This is a genomic window from Flavobacterium niveum (assembly GCF_055231775.1).
This window is the reverse complement of the sequence record NZ_JBUYSX010000001.1, coordinates 1-17,492: the sequence shown is the minus strand read 5'-3', so window position 1 is coordinate 17,492 and position 17,492 is coordinate 1. Positions and strand designations below refer to the sequence as shown.

At 44.6% G+C, this 17,492-nt stretch carries 17 protein-coding genes; 7 read left to right on the top strand and 10 right to left on the bottom strand.

Going from position 1 to position 17,492, the window contains the following annotated elements; all coding sequences use genetic code 11:
- Window positions 1-92 precede the first annotated feature (92 nt).
- Complete coding sequence (locus tag ACZIX4_RS00085) at window positions 93-1,178, top strand: hypothetical protein (protein WP_463333580.1); 1,086 nt, start codon at window positions 93-95, stop codon at window positions 1,176-1,178.
- Window positions 1,179-1,265: 87 nt separating this feature from the next.
- On the top strand, window positions 1,266-2,780 hold the full coding sequence (locus tag ACZIX4_RS00080; RefSeq protein WP_463333579.1) for an OmpP1/FadL family transporter: 1,515 nt from the start codon (window positions 1,266-1,268) through the stop codon (window positions 2,778-2,780).
- A 78-nt stretch (window positions 2,781-2,858) separates the two neighbouring features.
- Here ACZIX4_RS00080 and ACZIX4_RS00075 read toward each other — a convergent pair whose 3' ends face one another.
- The 8 genes from ACZIX4_RS00075 to ACZIX4_RS00040 form a co-directional block, all read right to left on the bottom strand.
- Window positions 2,859-3,278 carry a nucleoside-diphosphate kinase gene (locus ACZIX4_RS00075; protein ID WP_411408915.1) on the bottom strand — a complete coding sequence of 140 codons (420 nt, stop codon included), beginning with the start codon at window positions 3,276-3,278 and terminating at the stop codon, window positions 2,859-2,861.
- Between the two features lie 87 nt (window positions 3,279-3,365).
- A complete protein-coding gene (locus ACZIX4_RS00070; protein WP_463333578.1) occupies window positions 3,366-3,659 on the bottom strand; it encodes a type II toxin-antitoxin system RelE/ParE family toxin in 294 nt (97 codons plus the stop codon).
- A complete protein-coding gene (locus tag ACZIX4_RS00065; RefSeq protein WP_463333577.1) occupies window positions 3,649-3,879 on the bottom strand; it encodes a hypothetical protein in 231 nt (76 codons plus the stop codon). Before ACZIX4_RS00065 ends, ACZIX4_RS00070 begins: the two co-directional genes overlap by 11 nt.
- A 31-nt stretch (window positions 3,880-3,910) precedes the next feature.
- Window positions 3,911-5,500, bottom strand: coding sequence for a bacillithiol biosynthesis cysteine-adding enzyme BshC (gene bshC / locus ACZIX4_RS00060; RefSeq protein WP_463333576.1), 1,590 nt, complete (start codon window positions 5,498-5,500; stop codon window positions 3,911-3,913).
- A gap of 122 nt (window positions 5,501-5,622) precedes the next feature.
- Window positions 5,623-7,899: a toxin-antitoxin system YwqK family antitoxin gene (locus tag ACZIX4_RS00055; RefSeq protein WP_463333575.1), complete on the bottom strand. Its 2,277-nt coding sequence runs from the start codon at window positions 7,897-7,899 to the stop codon at window positions 5,623-5,625.
- A 117-nt stretch (window positions 7,900-8,016) separates the two neighbouring features.
- Complete coding sequence (locus ACZIX4_RS00050; RefSeq protein WP_463333574.1) at window positions 8,017-8,673, bottom strand: hypothetical protein; 657 nt, start codon at window positions 8,671-8,673, stop codon at window positions 8,017-8,019.
- Window positions 8,674-8,681: 8 nt separating this feature from the next.
- Window positions 8,682-9,344, bottom strand: a complete 663-nt coding sequence (locus tag ACZIX4_RS00045; protein ID WP_463333573.1) for a hypothetical protein — start codon at window positions 9,342-9,344, stop codon at window positions 8,682-8,684.
- Window positions 9,345-9,415: 71 nt separating this feature from the next.
- Window positions 9,416-10,525: a hypothetical protein gene (locus tag ACZIX4_RS00040; protein ID WP_463333572.1), complete on the bottom strand. Its 1,110-nt coding sequence runs from the start codon at window positions 10,523-10,525 to the stop codon at window positions 9,416-9,418.
- A 121-nt stretch (window positions 10,526-10,646) separates the two neighbouring features.
- Here ACZIX4_RS00040 and ACZIX4_RS00035 point away from each other — a divergent pair, with 121 nt between their 5' ends.
- Complete coding sequence (locus tag ACZIX4_RS00035) at window positions 10,647-12,926, top strand: B12-binding domain-containing radical SAM protein (protein ID WP_463333571.1); 2,280 nt, start codon at window positions 10,647-10,649, stop codon at window positions 12,924-12,926.
- A 74-nt stretch (window positions 12,927-13,000) separates the two neighbouring features.
- Here ACZIX4_RS00035 and ACZIX4_RS00030 read toward each other — a convergent pair whose 3' ends face one another.
- On the bottom strand, window positions 13,001-13,396 hold the full coding sequence (locus tag ACZIX4_RS00030; protein WP_463333570.1) for a hypothetical protein: 396 nt from the start codon (window positions 13,394-13,396) through the stop codon (window positions 13,001-13,003).
- 69 nt (window positions 13,397-13,465) lie between these two features.
- Window positions 13,466-14,791: a 30S ribosomal protein S12 methylthiotransferase RimO gene (gene rimO, locus ACZIX4_RS00025; protein ID WP_463333569.1), complete on the bottom strand. Its 1,326-nt coding sequence runs from the start codon at window positions 14,789-14,791 to the stop codon at window positions 13,466-13,468.
- 265 nt (window positions 14,792-15,056) lie between these two features.
- Here rimO and ACZIX4_RS00020 point away from each other — a divergent pair, with 265 nt between their 5' ends.
- From ACZIX4_RS00020 to ACZIX4_RS00005, 4 genes are all read left to right on the top strand, one after another.
- The gene (locus ACZIX4_RS00020; RefSeq protein ID WP_463333568.1) at window positions 15,057-15,701 is read left to right on the top strand and encodes a hypothetical protein; all 645 of its coding nucleotides are present in this window, start codon (window positions 15,057-15,059) and stop codon (window positions 15,699-15,701) included.
- Window positions 15,702-15,720: 19 nt separating this feature from the next.
- Window positions 15,721-16,203 carry a hypothetical protein gene (locus tag ACZIX4_RS00015; protein WP_463333567.1) on the top strand — a complete coding sequence of 161 codons (483 nt, stop codon included), beginning with the start codon at window positions 15,721-15,723 and terminating at the stop codon, window positions 16,201-16,203.
- 11 nt (window positions 16,204-16,214) lie between these two features.
- Window positions 16,215-16,724 carry a hypothetical protein gene (locus ACZIX4_RS00010; RefSeq protein ID WP_463333566.1) on the top strand — a complete coding sequence of 170 codons (510 nt, stop codon included), beginning with the start codon at window positions 16,215-16,217 and terminating at the stop codon, window positions 16,722-16,724.
- A 143-nt stretch (window positions 16,725-16,867) separates the two neighbouring features.
- Window positions 16,868-17,338 (top strand): VOC family protein, encoded by a 471-nt coding sequence (locus tag ACZIX4_RS00005; RefSeq protein WP_463333565.1) that lies wholly within the window; start codon window positions 16,868-16,870, stop codon window positions 17,336-17,338.
- Window positions 17,339-17,492: the final 154 nt, after the last annotated feature.

The following is a 17,492-nucleotide window of genomic DNA, read 5'->3' as shown; positions in this document are numbered from 1 at the left end:
AATTTGGCACAAATATTGTTTAACTTTATAACATAAAATAGTTTAGCAAAACTAACTATTTTTGTATGTTCAACAATAAAAAAAATGCAGAGATGAAAAGTGAATACTTAAATATGCGCCGGATTTCCCTCTATACGTTAGTGGGCTTCCTGGGCTGGGCTGTATCTTCGTGCAGCTCGTACCAAAGCACGTCGAGCTATGACTCAGACGGTGTTTACGGCTCGGTTCCCCGCGATGCGAATAACCAACCCGTATATAAATACAACGACGGCAACGTAAACAACTACCAGAACGGGCAGGCTACAGGGCAAAACAGCAACGGATACCAGGCATACTTCCAGTCTCTGCAGGACGATTATGCACCGGTAGCGGATGCTGATAACTACACTACGTACGACACCATACAAAATAACAATGCACAGCAAAACTATGCTACCGGCTATAGCGGCTGGGGCGATAGCACCGACAACGTAAATGTAAACGTATATGGCGGTTACGGTTACGGCGGTTGGGGTGGCTACCCTTACTACGGTGGCTGGGGCTGGGGCGGTTACCCTTATTACGGCGGCTACTGGGGTGGCGGCTGGGGCCTTGGCTTCGGTTGGGGCTGGGGCGGTGGCTGGGGAGGCTACCCATACTACGGCTACGGCTGGGGCTGGAACTACCCTTACTACGGCGGATGGTATGGTGGCGGCTATTATGGCGGTAACCCGCGCTACCACTACGGTAACGGCTACTACAACGGCAGCCGTGGCGTAGGCTACTACAACGGCACACGCGGCAACTATTATGGCAATACCGGCAGGTATGCCAATAACAGCAGGCGCGGCACCTACAATGCCGGCGGCAGGGGTACGTATCAACTGGGCAACAGCCGCAGCGGTTACAACAACGGTTCGCGCAGTGGCTACTCTACAAACCAGGGAAGAAGCTATAATAACAGCACCAATTATAACAACGGCAACAGCCGCAGTTACTACAACAATTCATCAAGGAGCAACAGTAGCCCAAGCTACTCCCCTTCTACACCTTCACGCAGTTCATCACCTACGTATAGTGCACCATCACGCAGCAGTGGCGGAGGCAGCTTCGGTGGCGGATCACGCGGTGGAGGCGGCGGCTTCGGCGGCGGAGGTGGTTCCCGTGGCGGCGGCGGCGGCGGAGGCCGCAGGGGCTAATTGAACTAAAAATATACAGCCCTGTGTTTTTTGGAAAAGAAAAACATGGGGCTTTCTTTATACCATACACTCACTACCTTTCAGGCTATGAAAAAAATACTCTCTTCGGCAGCCATACTACTGGCAGCAGCAACTGCGCATGCCCAGCAAGACATGAATACCGCACAAGACCCGTTGCGCTACGCCCCGGACAACATTACCGGTACAGCGCGTTTCCGTGCTATGGCGGGTGCTTTTGGCGCAGTGGGCGGCGACCCTTCGGCTATAAACATTAACCCTGCAGGTTCGGCTATATTTAACTACAACACAGGCACCCTTACCCTAAGCAGCTATAACATGAACAACGGTGCCACCTATTTTGGCGACCGTACTGAAAAAAACGGCAACGGGTTTGACCTGAACCAGCTGGGGATGTTTTTTGTGTTTAATAACGGTAAGGAAGATGCTGTTATAAATAAGTTTACCGTAGGCATTAACTATGAGAACACACAAAGCTTTGAAAACACCATGACACTTGCAGGTGTAAACCCTACCGGCAGCATAGCCGACTACTTTCTGCGCTACGCAAATGGCATTGGCAATGAAGGAGGTATCAATTTGGGCTATCTTAACAACAGCACCATATACGACTACCCTAACATGAATTTTATAGACCAGCAGGCCTACCTGGGGTATAATGCTTATGCCTTTAACCCGGTAACCGATGCGTCTGATAATACACAATATGAAGCTAACCTACCGGCAAACAGCACGAACCACTATCAGGAAAGCTATATTTCTACCACCGGGTATAATGGTAAGGTGGCAATAAACTTTGCTGCCCAGCTAAAAAAGAGGCTGTATGTAGGCGCAAACATAAACCTGCATTTTACCGATTATATAAACCGCACCAGCTTCTACGAAGACACAAACAACGGTAGCGGCGAAGGCCTGCAAAGCCTGCAGTTTGATACCAAGCGCTATACCTATGGCGGTGGTGCTTCGCTTAACGTAGGTGCTATACTTAAAATAAGCGAACCGGTGCGTGTGGGCCTTGCGTATGAATCGCCTACGTGGCTAAGGCTGCAGGACGAAATTACACAGGTAATTAGCAGCACCGCCGGCGGGCAAACTTTTTATACCAATCCCGGTGTAACAATGGTAGGCGATGACTACGGTATACGTACCCCAAGTAAGTATACTGCCAGTGCGGCATTTATCTTTGCCAAACAGGGGCTTATAAGCGTAGACTACGGTATGCGCAATTATGGCAATACCCGCTACACTACTAACCGCTACAACGCCCTGAATACTGAACTAAGCAACAACCTGGACTGGGCAGGCGACCTGCGTATAGGTACCGAATGGCGTGTAAAAATGCTGAGCCTGAGGGGCGGATACCGCATGCAGCAAAGCCCGTACAAAAACGGCAATACCATAGGCGACCTTAATAGCGTTTCGGGAGGGCTTGGTTATAGCTTTGGCAGTTCAAGGCTGGACCTTGCCTATACATGGCAACAGCAAAAGAACAACATATCATTGTTTACTCCCGGCCTTACCGATGCCGCGCAGGTAAAAACCACCAGTAATAACATAACGCTGTCGTACACCTTAGACCTGTAATTTTTCATCTTGCTTTTATATAACGCAAAAAGCCATCCTCTATAAGGGATGGCTTTTTGATTTACAGTAAGGTGAGATTTAGAATTGCTCCCTTCCTGCAAAATGGAAGTTACCTTCTATAGCAGCATTTTCGTCACTGTCTGAACCGTGAACGGCATTTTCGCCCATAGAGGTAGCATATTTTTTACGGATAGTACCTTCGGCTGCATCAGCAGGGTTAGTAGCCCCGATAAGCTTACGGAAGTCTTCCACTGCATTGTCTTTTTCAAGGATAGCCGCCACGATAGGACCGCGCGACATAAAGCTTACAAGCTCACCGTAAAAAGGCCTTTCGCTGTGTACGGCATAAAAAGCCTGCGCATCAGCCACAGTAAGTTGGGTAAGTTTAAGGGATACAATCCTGAAGCCGGCTTCAGTAATCATAGATAGTATACCGCCGATGTGCCCTTTTTCTACTGCATCGGGCTTAATCATGGTGAAGGTCCTGTTTGTTGCCATAATTTGTTTTAGATTTTCGGCAAAATTAGTATTTCCGTTGGATATTCTTCAACAACGAAACCGTTTTTTACCAAAATTTAGAGAATTTTATTTATTGGGCTTTTTGTGTGGATTTTTATAGGTGTTGAATACTGAGGTTATATATATTGTATCATCGATTACCTTATAGATAATCATATAAGGAAACCCGGCAACTACAGATTCCCTAAATCCATAATTCTTTAAAGGAAAAAGATAAGGATTATAAATTATGTAATCCATTGTGTCTGAAACAGCATCAAAGAATTTAGCGCCCAATTCTTTTTGTCTGCTTTCATACCAATGCATTCCGTCACTAATATTTAGTTTAGCAAATTCTGAAACGAATATTTTAAATGCCATTCTCCTTTCGAATTTTGGCTTTAAAGTCATCCCAACTTTCTAAAGTTGATGGATCATTCATATATTTAGCATGTTCTTCCTGCACCATCTTTATCTGTTCAGGTGTAAGTATGGTGTCCTCAGTATGCTCCAGCAAATTCCTTATCTGCATCAAAACAGATGGGTCGGTTACTTTATCTATTTCTTCTTTAAGGCGGGCTTTTTCAGCTGCAATGTCCATGGCAAAACGTTTCCTGTAAATATACAGAAAATTACAAAACAATGATGTTAAACTCCTGCTCCAGTGGTTTTAGCTGTGCAAAAAGTTCGGCAATAAGTCTGCCGTCATAATCTAAATAAAACTCGCTGAAGTTGTTGCGGCGCTCCTGAAGGCTGCGGTTCGGGAACAGTTCGTTTTGCAATGCAGCTATACGTTCCAGTTGGTCACGGTGGTTGCGCTTTTCGGCTTTTACCAAACGTTTTTCAAGGTTTTCAAGCCCTTTCAGTTGTTTCAGCTCCTGTGCTTTTACGGCGCCGGTAAAGGTACTGTCGGTTTTGGCAGCTATGGACTGTAATTGAGCAAACTGGTTTTGCAGTGTTTCTTTAAGGCCGGAGAAATTCAGGCAGAATTGCGAAAACTCCTGTACCTTTTTATTCAATAAGGTTTGTTGCTTGCTGAAAACATCAGCCCAGGTAAGCCCGAGCTTATCCAGTTTTTCGGCCTGTTTCTGTGTGGAAAGCAGCACCGAGTTACGCATCAGCAGCATGGGGAAGGTAACGTTTTGCGAATCGAAAAACGACTTCAGTTCCAGCCAGTAGGCCAGTTCGCCACCACCGCCTATGTAGGCAAGGTTAGGCAAAATTACTTCCTGGTACAGCGGACGCATAATCACGTTCGGGCTGAACTTTTCAGGGTGGTTTTCCAGTTCGGCAAGTATTTCGCTTTCACTGAATTTCAGGCGCGTATTGTTGATGTAGTAGGTGCCGTCTTGCAAGATAATCCGTTCGCGCAGGTTGTCTTCTATATAAAACAGGTTGATGTCGCGCGGGTTTACCTGTACGTTATAGTCTTTAAGCAATGCCGTAGTTTCGGCGACCTTGCCGTGGCTTGTTTGTTGTAGCAGTTCCTCTTTTGCGTAAGGAGCCAACAGTTTTTTCAGTTCGGGCTTATCACCGTCAATGATAACCAGGCCGTAGTCTTTAAACAATTCATTAGCCAGGTAAAATGTAGCCTCGGCCAGCGTTTCGTGTTTCAGGTAGGCATTTTCAAAAAGGGTGGTAAGCCATTTTGCATTATCGCCGGGCCCCAGTTCTTTGGCAAAAACCTCCAGTACTGCCGCAAGCCCATTGGTAGAAAGGCGGCCTACGGGGCCTGCACTTTCGCGGTTCCAGCGGATTTTTTTATCGCGGAAGGTAAAGTAATTTATCTCCTCAAAATCGTGGTCTTCCGTTGCCATCCAGTATACCGGTACAAAGTTATAAGCGGGGTAAGCCGCCTTAAGCTCTTTAGCCAGGTTGATGGCCGAAACTATTTTGTAAAGGAAATACAGTGGGCCGGTAAACAGGTTCAGCTGGTGGCCGGTGGTTACGGTGAAGGTAGTATCTTCTGCCAGTAAATTGATATTATGCAATGTCCCTGCCGATGCTGTAACGGTTTTGTACTGCTGTTGCAAAGCATTTACCAGTACATTACGGTTGTGCTGCGGAAAGTTTTGCTGCTTTTCGGCAACCTGTGTTTCAAAGTTTTGCAGGGTGGGGAAACGGTGGTACAGCGGTTTCAGGTTGTCCTTTTGGTTAAGGTAATCTACCATTAGGGGAGTAAAATAACCTGAATTTTGATAGCTGATACAGTCCGTGGGCATTGCGTTTATATTTTAAGCAAAGGTACGCAAAAATAAATTTATCGAAGCTTTTCTATAAATAGTGTAAATGTTTTCGACACGAATTTCACTAATTACCACGAACGGATGTTGTAATCAGCTGACTATTCATTGGCAACTAAAACGCCCTCCTCGTACTTTTCCTTGCGCAGGATGTCGTCTGTTTTCAGGTCTTTTACAAAAGTATTGCCGTGCTTAAGGCCGTTCTTTATTTTACGGATTTCCTTAGTACCCGCTTTTTCATCGGTATAGGTAAATCTGCCGCTGTAAGGACTGTCTTTACCAATGAGGTAATAGGTTTCATCCACTTTTTCGCCATTGGTGTAGTTACTTTCCACTTTCACTTTCTGGTCGTAATGGAAGTAACGCCACAGGCCGATTTGCACTTCTTTAAGGTAGCTACCACTAACCAGCAGGTTGTTTTTGGCATCGGTAACAGTATAGGTACCGTCTTTATAACAGCTATCAGTATTCAGCACAGGTAACAATATAGCCTTGAAATATTCAAAGTCTATATCCTCCGTTTTTACAAAGGTATATTCCTGTGCTTCCCTGTTTTTATTGGGCAAATAGTTGGTAATCGTTATCCTGAAGCTTTCAGGTTTAAAATCGTGCAGGGTATATTCTGTAAGTGGTTTACCTTTGTCGTCATACTCAATGGATTTGGTGAGTAGCCCATTGCTAAACGTGTTATTAGCTGTAATGCGCCCGTTTTTATACACTACTTCCTCGCCTTCGGGCAGGCCATTTTCGTTATAGGTGCAGGTGCGTATTATGCTGCCGGACATATCGGTGTCTATCCAGGTGCCGGTTTTCTTATCGTGTATGTAGCTGCCTTTGCTGAAATATTCGCCCGTAGGGTGTTCCAGCCATTGCCCCTCTTTAAGGTTAGATGCATACATGCCCTTTACCACCACACCACCTTGCGGGTTTACTACCTCATACAAGCCATTCAGCATGTTGTTGCTGTAGCTGGCCGTTTCCAGGAATTTATGGTAAATGCTTTCGTAGCATACGCTGTTGCTTTCGCACGGGAATTGCTTTTCTTCAAGATACGAGTATCGCACCGACTTACCACTAAGGCTACCCTCGGCATAGGTACGGGTAAGGTACAGTTCGCCTGCGTAAGATACTTCGGTGCCCTTGCGGTTGAAGTAGCGCGGGTAGTAGTAGCGCCAGGTACCGGTTTCCTTATCATCGGCAAAATCACCTTCGGTAATCAGGGTGTTATTGTGGTCGTAGTACTTCCAGTTGCCGCTGCGCTTGCCGGTGGCGTAGTTGCCTTCGGTAACCAATTTCAGGCCGGTGATGCCCCTTTTGGCATAACCTCCCATAGCGGAAGCCTCCATATCCCAATAGATTTTATAGCTTCCGTCCATTTGCCCGTTACGGTAGGTGCCGGTAATCACGCTGTCTTTTGTTGTTTCCTGGAACTCGCCTTCGGCCTTGCCCTTTTTGTAATTACGGTAGCTAATCGGTGTTTCTTTATCGGCTTCTACAAGGAAAATCTTCCAGGTGCCTTCCATTTCGTCTTTAACGTACTGGCCGTACAGTTTCAGCTTCAGGTCGCCCGACTCGCTATCATAGAAATACTCATTATACGCACCGCTTTTCAATCCGTTTACATAGTTTGTTGTAGCACTGAGCCTGTTGCGCTCAAATACCGAAAGCAGCCCGGTTTTCAGGCCGTTCTTCATCTGGTATTCCATCGATTTAAAGCCCAGGGTATCGTACTCCTCAAAGCGGCCCTCGGCAACATCGTTAAGGTAATGCCCGTTCAGTTTCAGCAGGCCATTTTCGTAATAAGTGCGCAGTATACCGGTAAGTTTACCGTCTTTCAGGGTGTATTCGGCGGCAAGCGTGTTGTCTTCGTAGTAGTCTTTTTTACTGCCGTTGGCAGGATCGTATGCACTGAGCTTTTTTATAAGCGTAACGGTATATGGCGCAGTGGCATCAGCAGTGGGAGTTTCGGCAAGCAGTATAAAATTTTTGCTGTATAGTGTGGCTATCTCCTTATCGTCTTCCTGTTTTTTGCTAACCGGCTTAAAGTTGAGTACCGGCATGGCCTTTTGTATCAGGGCAAAAGCATCTTTATTCGGCAGGGTGTAGGTTATTTTGGCAGGGGTGCCGTTGAAGCTGTACAGGTTTACGGCAGCCGTTTCGTTATTGTTGTAAGTAAAGTTCCAAGTGGTAACGGCATCGGCATCCGTCTGGCCTTTTTGTGTGCCAAAAAAGCTATAGTTTTTGGACTGTAAAACGGTGCCTGCCTGTTCGGTATCCGGCTTATTTACAAGCGAAACCAGTTCGCTCAGTGTAAGCTTTTGGGCATGTAAGGGGGCAATAAGGCATATAAAGAACAGCGTGGCAAATATTCGTATCATTAGTTTGTAAATTGGCAGGCGTAAATATACACCTTTTAAAGCTTTTTTAAGAAAACTTAATGCCGCCTTTCCTTACAAAATAATGGGGTTTTGCTGCAAAATGAGGATTTTTTAGGTTTATTGCTGCTTTTGTTTGAGCAGTAATTGCAGGTTATCATAAGTTTCCATAGCACCCTCATCAAGTTCGGGAAATTGCTTTTTAAAATTTAGAAAACACTCTTCCGCCTCTTTGCTACCACTTATTGCAGCAACAAATAACCTCGAAATAAGGGTTTCCACGTCTGCTGCAGCAACCACTTTACTGCCAGCCCGAAACTCCTTAAGGGTCTTGTCTATATCAGCTTTGGTATAGTGAATATTTTTGCCCGGAGTGTATTCTGTAGTGAATGTTTTATCAGTATAAGTAAGCTTTTTAGTACCCCAAAGTACTTGTACCAGGCTCCTCCCCTTACCTGTAGCCAGCTCAATGTACTGGTTAATGATAAGCTGGTCTTTTTCAAATTTTATTGTGTTATGAAACGGTTCGTCACTAATAGTAATTATCGAATCATTATCACATTTTCTTATCGCAAAATTATCAAAGTAGGTATTTCCTGTATTATCTTCCAGGTCCAAGGAGTAATCTGCACACAGCTTTAGTTTTAAGCCGTCACTGAAATTATATACAGCCCAGGAAGGAATGTCACCCTCTAAAAAACCTTCACTTTTGCACATACACTCCTGTGCTTGTGCCTGGATGAAAACTATAAGGAAGATATACCACAGTTTTTTCATACGTTACCTTAATTCCTTACATAATCACTCAGCATAGCACTCAGGTCTTTATACTGCTCGGCCACGGCACCGTCTAAGGTGGTAAAGGTATCAAAATCGTCAAAGTAAGTCTTGGCCTTAGTATTACCCGAAAGCGCCGCAATAAACAGCCTGCTTATCAGGTCTTCCACGTCGCCTTTGTATTTGGCACTGCCGCTTTCAAATTCCTGAAGGGTGGCCTTAATTTCAGCCTCGGTGTACTTGCGGATGCTGCGGTTTATTACGCGCTTTCGCACCAGCGACTTGTCCAGGTATTGTATGGTTTCGGTGCTCCATGTGGTGGTTACAAAACTGCGGTTTGGCCCCACGGGCAGCTGCATTTGCTCCCTGATAAAAATAACGTTGTTCTTAAACTCTACCGTACCGGTAAACAAGGCTTCCCAAAAACCGATAATATCGGGGCTGTCGCATTCCTGCAATATAAATTCAGAATACACAGCCTTCCCGTCCTCTTCGTTTTCATAGCCGCATAAAATAATCTGCATGCCGTTTTTAAAGGTAAATACCTTTTGCGGGGTATCGCCCTCGGCTATGCCTGCATCTGCACTTTCGGGACACTGGCAACTGTTTACCTGGGCAGATATGTATGATGTAAGCAGCATGAACGCTGCCGCTAAAAGATATTTTTTCATAATGGGTTTGTTGACTTGTTTGTAACAAATGTAAGGGAAAGTTTTATACAATTATGAGCGGCTTGCAAGCATTACTCCTTATTGATTTTAAAATCAACAACCGGCTCGTAGTACACTATTGTCCTTTGGCGAATGTAAGCCGGTTTTCCGTTTACACTCTTGGTTTGCTGCACCCAGTTGTTACGTTCGTCAAAAATGTATGAAAATTCGATGGTGTTTTTTTCACTGCTATCCTGCTGGATTACCTTAGTGAGTAAATCACCTTTGTAATAATATTCAATATAAGATTTGTTTAGTGCACTTTGTATCCTTTTAATTTTGCCATCGGGATAATAAGTTGTTGCACCATTCAACTCTCCGTTCATATAGGTTGCTGTTTTGTTCCCTTTACTGTCGTAGGTATACGTAGTGCAGTAAGGTTCTGTGGTATCTAAATTTATTACGCGACTGTAATTACATGTTTTAACCCGATTTCCCCTTTCGTCGTAGAAATATTCCTCAACCAGCTTTTCAACCCAATCCCCTTTAGTGTAGGTACGGCTAACGCCGGGAATGACGGTAACCTTACTGTCAGATAAGGTTTTCAATTGTGTTACCTTACCATTTTCATAAACATAATGTGTTTCAGTTGCCTTTCCCTCCTCGTCGAAGCGGCTTATTTTTATGCATTCGTTTTTGTCGTTGTATTCATAATAGCTGTACAAATAAAAATCAGCGTAATCGGTTAGCTTGGCTACCAGCTGCCCTTTGTAGTTGTAGCTACGCCTTTCTGTTGTTCCTGCTTCACCATCATCAAATTCTTTAATTTCTGTTATACGGTTTAAGGTATCGTACTTATAGGTAAAAACAGTCTCAAGGTCAGACAGGTAATCTTCCCACTTTTCTTTAACTTTCCTATATTTATTATCATATTCCTTATAGTAGTTTAAATTACCTGAAAAAGGATAGCTATACCATACATTACGTATTCGCTGTAACTCAAGTTCATTGCGTCCTAAAGAGGGTAGATAGGACTCTATTAATGACAAATCAACCGTTGTTATAACCTCTTTACTCATTTTAAGCGGATATATGGTTTCCCTGCACGACCGTATTTGCCCCACAATCGTATCTTTAATATGGATTTGCGCAAAGCAGGTGGCTGCGTAAAACAGGCTTATGATTAATAGTGATTTCTTCATACCCATAAGGATAACAATTTCAGGTAAAAGGTTGGTTTATACTCCCAAATATACCCAAAAATCCCGCCCGTTTGCCGTCTGCCAAATAAGGCGTACTTTTGCACCCTAAACCCCGCATGTTTTGAGCGCCAAAGTAGTAATGATAACCCCGCCGTTCACCCAGCTGAACACCCCGTACCCCGCCACGGCCTACCTGAAAGGTTTCCTGAATACCAAAGGTATAGCCACCGCGCAGGCCGACCTGGGCATAGAGGTAATACTACGGCTGTTCTCTAAAGAAGGGCTTACAAGGCTATTTGATTATATTGAAGGCACACCAAATCATACGAGTGAAACTCTTTTTGGGGTTAATGAGAAACAGTATACGAGTGAAGCTGCCCCCCTCTCCTTCGGAGAGGGGCCGGGGGTGAGAACAGAAAACGCTGAACGCATCCTTGCCCTTAAAAACGAGTACCTGAAAACCATAGACCCGGTTATCCTGTTTTTGCAGGGCAAAAATCCCACGCTGGCACACCTTATATGCAGCGAGGAATTCCTGCCCGAGGCTTCGCGTTTTGCACAGCTGGAGGAACTGGACTGGGCGTTTGGCTCCATGGGCACGCAGGACAAGGCCAAGCACCTTGCCACGCTGTACCTGGAGGATATAAGCGACCTGATTGTGGAGTGCGCCGACCCGCATTTTGGCTTCAGCCGCTATGCCGAAAGGCTTGGGCGTTCGGCCAACTCGTTTGACGAGCTTTACGAAAGCCTGCAACAGCCTTATACTTTTATAGACGAAATACTTGTCGACCTGCTTGATGAGCTGTTGTTTAATACCGACCCGAAACTGGTGGGCTTTTCGGTGCCGTTCCCCGGCAATTTATACGCGGCTTTCCGTTCGGCGCAATATATTAAAGAGCATTTCCCACACATGAAAACGGCTATGGGTGGCGGTTTCCCCAATACGGAACTGCGCTCCCTGAGCGACCCGCGTGTTATGGAGTTCTTCGACTACATAATGCTGGACGATGGCGAAGCGCCTGTAGAGTGCATCATAGAACAACTCGACGGCAAGCGCGACATCAGCCAGCTAAAACGTACGTTTGTGCTGCAAAACGGCGAGGTAAAGTACATAGACAATTCCGGTTGCAGGGATTACAAACAAAGCGAAGTGGGCACCCCGGATTACAGCGGGTTGCCTTTGGACAAATACATTTCGGTCATAGAAGTAGTAAATCCCATGCACCGCATGTGGAGCGACGGCCGCTGGAACAAGCTCACCATGGCGCACGGCTGCTACTGGGGTAAATGCACATTCTGTGATATTTCACTCGATTATATAAAGGTATACGAACCTGTAGCCGCCAAGCTACTGGTAGACCGTATGGAGGAACTCGTAGCCCAGACCGGGCAAAACGGTTTCCATTTTGTAGACGAAGCCGCACCACCGGCACTGATGCGTGAAGTAGCATTGGAGATTCTGCGCCGCAACCTTACCGTAAGTTGGTGGACAAACATCCGCTTTGAAAAAAGCTTTACTGCCGACCTGTGCCGACTGCTGAAACTTTCGGGCTGTATTGCCGTTTCGGGTGGGCTAGAAGTGGCTTCAGACAGGCTTTTGGAACTGATACAAAAAGGTGTTACCGTAGCCCAGGTAGCACGGGTGACGCGCAACTTTACCGAAGCGGGCATTATGGTACACGCCTACCTTATGTACGGCTTCCCGACGCAAACCGCCCAGGAAACCATTGATTCACTCGAAATGGTACGCCAGATGTTTGAACTCGGTATACTGCAAAGCGGGTTCTGGCACCAGTTTGCCATGACGGCGCACAGCCCTGTGGGTATAGAGCCCGATAAATTTGGCGTGGTGAAGGACAGTGACATTGTAGGCACCTTTGCCAATAACGATATTATGTTTACCGATAATACCGGTGCCAACCACGATAAATTCAGCTATGGGCTGAAGAAGTCACTCTTTAATTTTATGCACGGTATATGTTTCGACTATCCGTTACAGGACTGGTTCGAGTTTAAAGTGCCGCGTACCAAAGTAGCCCCGGATTACATATACAACGTGCTGGAAGAAGACGAAGGCTTTGGCACAAAACCTACTGCAAAAGTAGTGTGGACAGGAACCAAACCCGCTATAGCGTTTTTTACCAAAAGCAAAAAAGGCCGTACGTTCCCTATGGCCACGCTTACCTTCCATAGTAAGCGTGATAGTTTTTCTGTACAGGCGGCTGAAGAACAGGGGCAGTGGCTGCAAAGCGTACTTGATAAACTGTCTGTGACCGAAAAGCCAATGACCTTTGCTAAAGTAAAAGAAGACTACGAAGCCACGGGATTGGATGGATTCGAACCGTTTTGGTACAGCAAACCCGTAAACACCTTACGTGAATACGGGCTTCTTGTGTTGTAATATATCATCTTCAAAAAGGTGCAAAAATCCTTTGTGAAACTTTGCGGCTGCTTTGTGTGCCTTTCAAAAAATTATTAATGCGTCTTCCGCTTCGCCTTCAGCTCTTCAAATTTCTTTGTCTGCTCAGGGTTCAGCAGTTTTAATATTTTACCATCTATACGCTCGGTAATAGCAAACGCTTTTTCCTTTTTTTCGTCAACAGTAACATCCTCACCCAGCTCCTGTAGCGCTTCAACATTATCCCTTTCCGTTTCAAAAACCTGCCTTACGGCCGCCACCTGAAAATCGTCCAGTTTAAGCTCTTTGGTATAAAATTCCACACTGTTTTCCACAAAGTCATATTTCTTCGGGTCTTTTTTAGAGCCGGTGTTCCTGTACTGCCCCGGGGCTATACGGCGGTTTACTTGGCTGTAGCCTTCAGCAGCAAATACAAGGCAAATGATGGTAAGTATAAAGGTAATGCGTTTCATGTAAAATGTTATTTGGTAAACCAAACATACGAAAAAAGCCGGAGCGTTGTGCTTCGGCTTTCTTAAATTTTAATTCAGGTTTGCTGCCGGCACGCCGTACAGGTCAAACTCGGTAGCGTCTGTTATGGTGATGTTTACAAACTCGCCTGTTTTCAGGTAAATGCTTGTAGCATCAATCAGTACTTCGTTATCTACATCAGGACTGTCAAACTCGGTGCGGGCTACAAAGTGGCTTCCCTCTTTGCGGTCTATCACACAACGGAATGTTTGGCCTATCTTTTCCTGGTTCAGTTCCCACGAAATCTGGCTTTGTATCTCCATGATTTCGTTGGCACGCTGTTGCTTCACATCCTGCGGCACATCGTCTTCCAGCAGGTAAGCATGGGTGTTTTCCTCATGGCTGTAAGTAAAGCAGCCCAGGCGCTCAAAGCGCATTTCGGTAACCCAGTCTTTCAATATCTGGAAATCTTCTTCGGTTTCACCCGGGTAACCCACAATCAGTGTGGTACGTATAGCCATGCCCGGAACCGCTTGGCGGAACTCCCTAAGCAGCTTGGTTGTTTTCTCTTTCGTAGTACCGCGGCGCATCGATTTCAGTACGCTGTCTGAAATGTGTTGCAGCGGGATATCTATATAGTTGCAAATCTTCGGTTCGCGGTTCATCAGCTCCAGCACATCCATCGGGAACCCGCTCGGGAATGCGTAGTGCAGGCGAATCCACTCTATGCCTTCCACCTTTATAAGGTTTTCCAGCAGTTCGGCAAGGTTACGCTTTTTGTACAGGTCCAGGCCGTAGTAGGTAAGATCCTGCGCTATAAGTATCAGTTCCTTAACGCCATTTCGGGCAAGGCCTTCCGCTTCCTTAACCAGCTTTTCTATAGGCTGGCTTACGTGCTTGCCACGCATAAGCGGTATCGCACAGAAACTGCACGGGCGGTCGCAGCCCTCGGCTATTTTAAGGTAAGCGTAGTTTTTTGGTGTAGTGGTTATACGTTCGCCAAGCAGTTCGTGCTTATAGTCGGCGCCAAGTGCTTTCAGCAGCAATGGCAACTCGGTAGTGCCAAAATACTGGTCTACATCGGGTATTTCCTTTTGCAGGTCCGGCTTATAGCGCTCGCTAAGGCACCCGGTAACAAAAACCTTGTCTACAATACCCTGTTCTTTCTTGTCTACATAATTCAGTATCATGTTTACCGACTCCTCCTTGGCATTGTCTATAAAACCACAGGTATTTATAACAATAATGTTGCCTTCGTCGCGGCCGGTAGCTTCATGGGTAACGTCTTTACCGCTGGCGCGCAGCTGGCCCATAAGCACCTCGCTGTCGTACACATTCTTGGAACAGCCCAGGGTAATAACGTTTATCTTGTTCTTTTTTAACGACTTGGTTCTCATAATACTCAGAAAAATAGGGTGCAAAAGTACGCTTTTTATTGGTTTCCAAAGAAATAAGCGGCGTTAAAAATTTTAAATACATTTTGAACGGTTTTTCTGTACTTTATATCGATTATTGTGCAATGAAAAAATAGGGTTTTACCTATTTTTTGTAAGATTGTTTTTTTCTTTTTTTTGTACCTGTTTACGTAAACCAATCAGCCAGACATGCCGAAACAGGGGCTTTGTACCTGAAAGTAGGCTAATTTTTTAAAAACTAATCAAAATGAAAAAAATCTTATTAGTATTTTTAGGTATTACTTTATTATTTTCTTGTAGTAATGATTCAGAAGTGGTGTCAAGCGAAACTGTTACAGATAATTCTGTTTTCGCTAAGCCTACCGGCAACACTACAATTGACAACCTATACAATCAAATGTTACAATCTCCAGAATATTTGGCTGCACAGGCTGCAAAGACTGCATTTTATAAAAAAGTAAATTTTAGAGGTACTCAAAATCAAATAAATACTACTTCTAAACTTTTAAACTGGATTAACACAAATTTGGCGACAACAAAATTTTCTTCATTAGCTCAAGCAACAGCAGAATTAAATAATGTACATTTACTATCACAAGCCTCTTACAATGCTAATATACGTTTATACCAGTTAATTGGTCAGCAACCAAATCCAGGCCATCTTTGGGGACAGCTGACATCGCCGACTGTTCCTTCAGGAGATGATCCTTGTGAATGCTTTAATCAATTTTCAAGTAATACTACTTTATCTCAGCAATACTATTCTGAGGCATTAAATGATTGGTATTATAATGGTACCGGTTCTCTTCAAGAATGTGAAGATTGTTATGAGTTAATGATTTTACAGGACGGTGCAGTTCTTACTGATTGCTTAAATAATTGTGATGAGTAATTTTTAATCTTAATATAGAGTGAATACAAGTTTAAAATATATTCTCATGCTCACTTTGATTGCCTTAACGCAGGGGTTAAAGGCGCAAAGCAGTGAAGTCGATAAATCGCATACTTCTGATTGCACATCCCGTTATGAGAAAGCAAAGGAAATGTATGCAAAATTATACAATTCAAATGTTGCGATTACTTATAGGGAAGCAAGGGATAATTTTTTTAATAAGTTACCCAAAGGCCAGCGGATTGATGATGCTGATGCATTGACCTGTGAGGATAAAGTATTATTGTGGACAGAGAAAAACCTTGACAAAACCCAATTTACAAGTTATGATGAAGCAAAACTGCTGTGGGATAAAAAAAAGGTAGCATATGCCAAATTGGCTGAAGAGAATAAGCTGTTTCACCAATATATGAGAGAAATTGCCGGAAGTTGCGGTCAAGATAGTTTTAAACAACTCCTTTTGGAACTGGTAAAGACTTACGGTAAAGACTTTCATATGTAAACCATACCCGTATGAAAAACAGGTTGTATTCGCTACTGTTTATTATGGCCTTTTCACTGACTGCCCATTCCCAAAAAAGCTATATCACCCCGGAAGGTGTTATTGTGAATAAAGATTCGTTACAGGCACATGTAGAATACTTGTATTTTAAGCTGATACATTCACCTAGTTATGAGGTTGCTTGCAGGGAACAAAATACATACCTGCTAAACATCCATTTTATCCTGAACAGGGATGAGATAACGAAGGCTGAAAAAGTAGATTATAACGAATGGGCAAAGGCACACCTTAATAAAACAGAATTTAAGACTGTGGCTGAAGCAGAGCAAGGCTGGAATAAACTGTGCAAAGTACAGGGAATTTGCTGGAAAGAAAATGAGGAGTACTATACTACTTTGGTAAAATTACTGGGTACTAATGAAGGAATAGAGATATGGAAAAACGCCATAACTAAAATAGCCGTAAAATACCCCGATAAAGCCCAGCCGGATCCGATTTCCAATCTTTTTAACAGGCATTAATAATATCTCAAAATCAACAATATCATAGGCCATCCTTAACGGGGTGGCTTTTTTATTGTCCCGTTCGCACCCCGTTAGTGTCGGCTTTGCCCCTGCCCTGCCACACCGTTTTTGCGTAACTTTGGTAAACAAACAAAACAGCTATGCAAAAAATCACACCCTGCCTTTGGTTTACCGGAAGGGTAAACGAGGCACTCGACTTGTATATGTCGGTATTTAAGAATGCTAAAATCAAGGATATTTCGCATTACCCAGAAAACTCGCCCGTACTACCCGGCGAAATACTGGTGGCTACTTTCGAGATAGAAAACCAGGAATTTATGATATTGAACGGAAGCCCAAACTTCCCTCCTACCGAAGCCACATCTTTTGTAATAAATTGTGCAAACCAGCAGGAAGTAGATTACTACTGGGATGCGCTTACCGCTAACGGCGGTCAGGAAGGCCAATGCGGATGGCTGAAAGACCCTTTCGGTGTTTCATGGCAGGTGGTGCCTACCATAATCAACGAACTTATGACCAAAGACCCGGTTAAAGGCAACAAGGTTGTCCTCGCCCTTATGGACATGAAAAAGATAGACATTGCCACACTACAGCAAGCGTACGATTCTTAGCAGCACACACGCCTACGTATTTTTATAAACGCCGCACCCGCTGTTTGCTGTATCTGCTTCGCCCGAAGGGCTTACAGGATGCCGCTCCCATCGGGGCTAAGGGGATACACCGTTTGTTTACCGGTAAACGTTCCTTCTTCGCGCCTTGGTGAGA